The 3,045-nt window shown below is 58.2% G+C and carries 2 protein-coding genes and 2 pseudogenes; 1 reads left to right on the forward strand and 3 read right to left on the reverse strand.

The window, feature by feature from the left end; all coding sequences use genetic code 11:
* From ABF821_RS12590 to ABF821_RS12600, 3 genes and pseudogenes are all read right to left on the reverse strand, one after another.
* Nucleotides 1-434 (reverse strand): annotated as a pseudogene (locus tag ABF821_RS12590) (hypothetical protein); the annotation flags it as partial.
* 50 nt (nt 435-484) lie between these two features.
* The gene (locus tag ABF821_RS12595; RefSeq protein WP_415530214.1) at nt 485-1,660 is read right to left on the reverse strand and encodes a hypothetical protein; all 1,176 of its coding nucleotides are present in this window, start codon (nt 1,658-1,660) and stop codon (nt 485-487) included.
* Complete coding sequence (locus tag ABF821_RS12600; RefSeq protein ID WP_415530215.1) at nt 1,660-2,220, reverse strand: hypothetical protein; 561 nt, start codon at nt 2,218-2,220, stop codon at nt 1,660-1,662. Before ABF821_RS12600 ends, ABF821_RS12595 begins: the two co-directional genes overlap by 1 nt.
* Nucleotides 2,221-2,711: 491 nt before the next feature.
* On the opposite strand from ABF821_RS12600, the pseudogene ABF821_RS12605 reads away from it, so the two are divergent.
* Nucleotides 2,712-3,045 (forward strand): annotated as a pseudogene (locus tag ABF821_RS12605) (hypothetical protein); the annotation flags it as partial.

Below are 3,045 nucleotides of genomic sequence, written 5' to 3' on the forward strand. Positions count from 1 at the left end.
GCAGCGTTCGCGAGACCGAGGCGGTAGTCAAGCACTGCCGCGATCCTGGCTGCCGCAATCGACGCCTGGTCCTCAGGCGTCATGTCCGCGACTTGAAGCGCCTGCTGCCTGATGTCTCGGGCGAGCGAGCGATCCTCAAGACCACCCGCCTGGCGGAGCATTCCCTTCATTTCTTCGTTCTCGAGACCGGGAAGCTCCGTTGCGAAGCTGCGGAGACCGGCTGCGAGGAGCGGAGAAATCTTGGGATCCTCCCCTGTGCCGCTAAGCACCTTCCAATCCTGGACAAGCCACGCGACCTCTGTAGTAAAGCGAGCGTCGTTTTCCAGGCGGGGATTGTCCTTCAGCCGCTCTCGCAAATCGGCCACTTCTTTTCCGAGCCCGCGCTCCGTCTCGGGCAGGCGAGATTGCTGCGCGTCGAGCGCTGCAAGCGCCATTCCGAGGGGCCCAGATGCGGCTACACCTGTTTCCGACATGACGAAGTCCTCTAATTCAGTGTTGAGGTTGGAACCGGCATCGGCGTGACCGGTCGTAAACGACGCTCGGCTTCAATGGAGAGCCTTGTTGCCTCCATCAACGCGCGCTGTTGCTCCAGCTTGTATTGCTGCCAGAGAATCCAGTTTCGCTGAGCGTCGAGCAGCGCAATCTGAACGAGAACGGATTTTGGCGCCGGCATTGCTTGAAGGTCAGCTTGCCAATCCGTACCGCTATATTTCCGGTTTATCTCGAGGTCGGTCGCCTCGTATTCGCTGCCGGCATCGGTATCCGTGATACCTTCCCGTGTGGCCTCCGCCTTCTGCGCGGAACTCAGCGACACGGTATTCGCGTGCCAGCCCAGGACGCCATCGGTGACATGTTCCGCCAGCGTGATAGCCGCGTTGTACGACCTGCGGCCAGGAAGCGAACCTTGTCCCTCGATAGACGTAAGGCTGCTCCCGCGCAAAGCGGCCGGAGGCGACGGTTGGATGAGCGTTGTGGCATAGTCGTTCGCTCGGGTAATTGCCTGCTTGTCGACATAGACAGGAGGGGTGAGGAGGCTGCTGGCGTTCTGGTCCGCATCCTTTTGGTCCTGGGACGCGAGGGTGCAGACGCCGGCATCCGCTTCCGCGTCTGAACAATATAGACTGAAATGGTTATTGTTGGCCGCCTGCTGTGCCTGCCCGGCCCCCTCCCATGCTGGCGTACCCTTGTGAGCTTCAGCTCTCCCGCTTTTGCCTGAGTCAAGGGCAGCCGCTACGTCGTCGCCCTTCCTCGCTGCCACTACGGCGGCCTGTCCGCCTTCGAGGTTCAGACAGTCCTGCCGGTTTACAGCGTGATTATTGCGTTGTTCCGAATTCCGCACGTCACGCGCCAGCCGCGCATTCACCATGTTAGTTGCATCGGCAATTTGTTCTTGCGCCCCGACCTGCGCCTTCATGTAGTTGCTAAGCTGAGCGAAACCTGGCCCAAGCACCCCATTGATCTGACCGAGTGCCAGATTCACTATATTCTGGAACGACGTCAGCGTGCCATTGATGACTCCCTGCAACCCCGTAATCGCTGAGACAATCGCAGCGCTATCAAACAGCGCATACGCCGGACGCGGAGCGCTCATCGTTCCGACTATGAACGAGAAAGCAACAATGACTAAAAGACGCATGAAGGAATTGGTAAACCGAGCCATTACCGTTCCACCGTAGAATAACCGGTGCTACTTCCTATCAAAGCAAGGGAATATCCGTCGGGAAGCTGTGTTCGTCCGGAGACATCCCACGAAACATTCCCCGAAGCATTCATGCCGGCACTGAGCAGATTGTCACCGCCGCCCCCGACATTGATAGTCGGGCAGAAGCTGCCCGCGCCCAGGCCAAGGTTGAAATTCGTGTCGAGTCCGGTGACTGACAAGCCGCACTGTGCGGCGCCTTGCAGGCTCTCCCACTCGGACGTCAGTTCGGAGCACACCTTACCCATAGCCGCCTGGGCGATGCTCGCTATATTGATGCCGTTGGTAAGGACATCGAGCCCAATACCGTTAAAGAAATTCCCCAGACAGGTGAACTTGGTTACCGACTGAGGTTGATGGATCGTTGCGTCATCCGCTTTGAGGTCGGCTGCAAGACCAGTCGCTGCCGCCTGAACCAATGTCTCGCATCCGGCAGGCGTGTCATCGGCACGCGCAACCTCAGGGAAAAAAGGTGACGCAAGTATGATGATTGCAAACCATGGGCCCGCGAAAGTCCTCATGGCTGCGTCACCCCTGCGGGGGCCGGTCTCGATGGCGGTAGAAATCGCATCAGGTCTCGCCGTGGCTGGGCCAACACCTTCCGGGCGGTTTCATAGGTCAGCCAATCGTGCCTCTTCTCCTGATCCTGGTCATTACTCTCCCGCTCTTCGTTCGACATCACGCAGCCCTTCCCCAGCAAGAAGATGTGCCGCGAACTGACTATTGCGGCTCGCTTCCTGAATCTGCTTGTTCGTGGGAAGAATAATGAACGCATTTGTAACTGGGAGCGCAGAGGGTCGCTTAGAAATGGCGCGTCGCCGATAAGCGTTGCACGCATATCCGATATGCGCCGAAGGCATAAGCGGGTATTTTTGGCAGTTACTCGCCATTTAGTTGTAGCCCCACGGATGCAGACATAGTGGTAAAAATAGGGCGAACTGCAGAACATTTTGTACTATGCTGTATCGAAAGGATACATTCACACCGTTCGAACACCAGGGGTTGAGGGTCGATGCTGCAGAGTGCAGTCCGCTTTCGCTATTACAGGCGTCCGATAGAGGTTGGGCCGCCGCCCGAACCCGTTGATCTCAGCAAGACATTATACGAGACGCTTGGCGAGTGGCGCGCAAGCGCGCACTATACGCACAACGAGTGGAAGCCGACACGCTTCTGGCGGCGCGACGAGGAAGATTTACTTGAGCGCGTGTACCCGACGGCCAAGCCGGTAACGGACATAGCGACAGACCTCGGTCGTTCCGTAAGCGCAATTCGTGCAAAAGCACGATCGCTGGGGTTAAGGCGTCCGCTACGCGGACGGGCGGCTGACGCCGCCTCTGCTATTGAAG

Origin of the sequence: Gluconacetobacter sp. (genome assembly GCF_047721585.1) — a bacterium.
In the GTDB taxonomy this organism is placed as follows: Bacteria; Pseudomonadota; Alphaproteobacteria; order Acetobacterales; family Acetobacteraceae; genus Gluconacetobacter; species Gluconacetobacter dulcium.

Bases quoted from the DNA above. Each gene is read 5' to 3' on its own strand.
- ABF821_RS12595 (WP_415530214.1), bottom strand. From the start codon at position 1,660: ATGGCTCGGTTTACCAATTCCTTCATGCGTCTTTTAGTCATTGTTGCT.
- ABF821_RS12600 (WP_415530215.1), bottom strand. From the start codon at position 2,220: ATGAGGACTTTCGCGGGCCCATGGTTTGCAATCATCATACTTGCGTCA.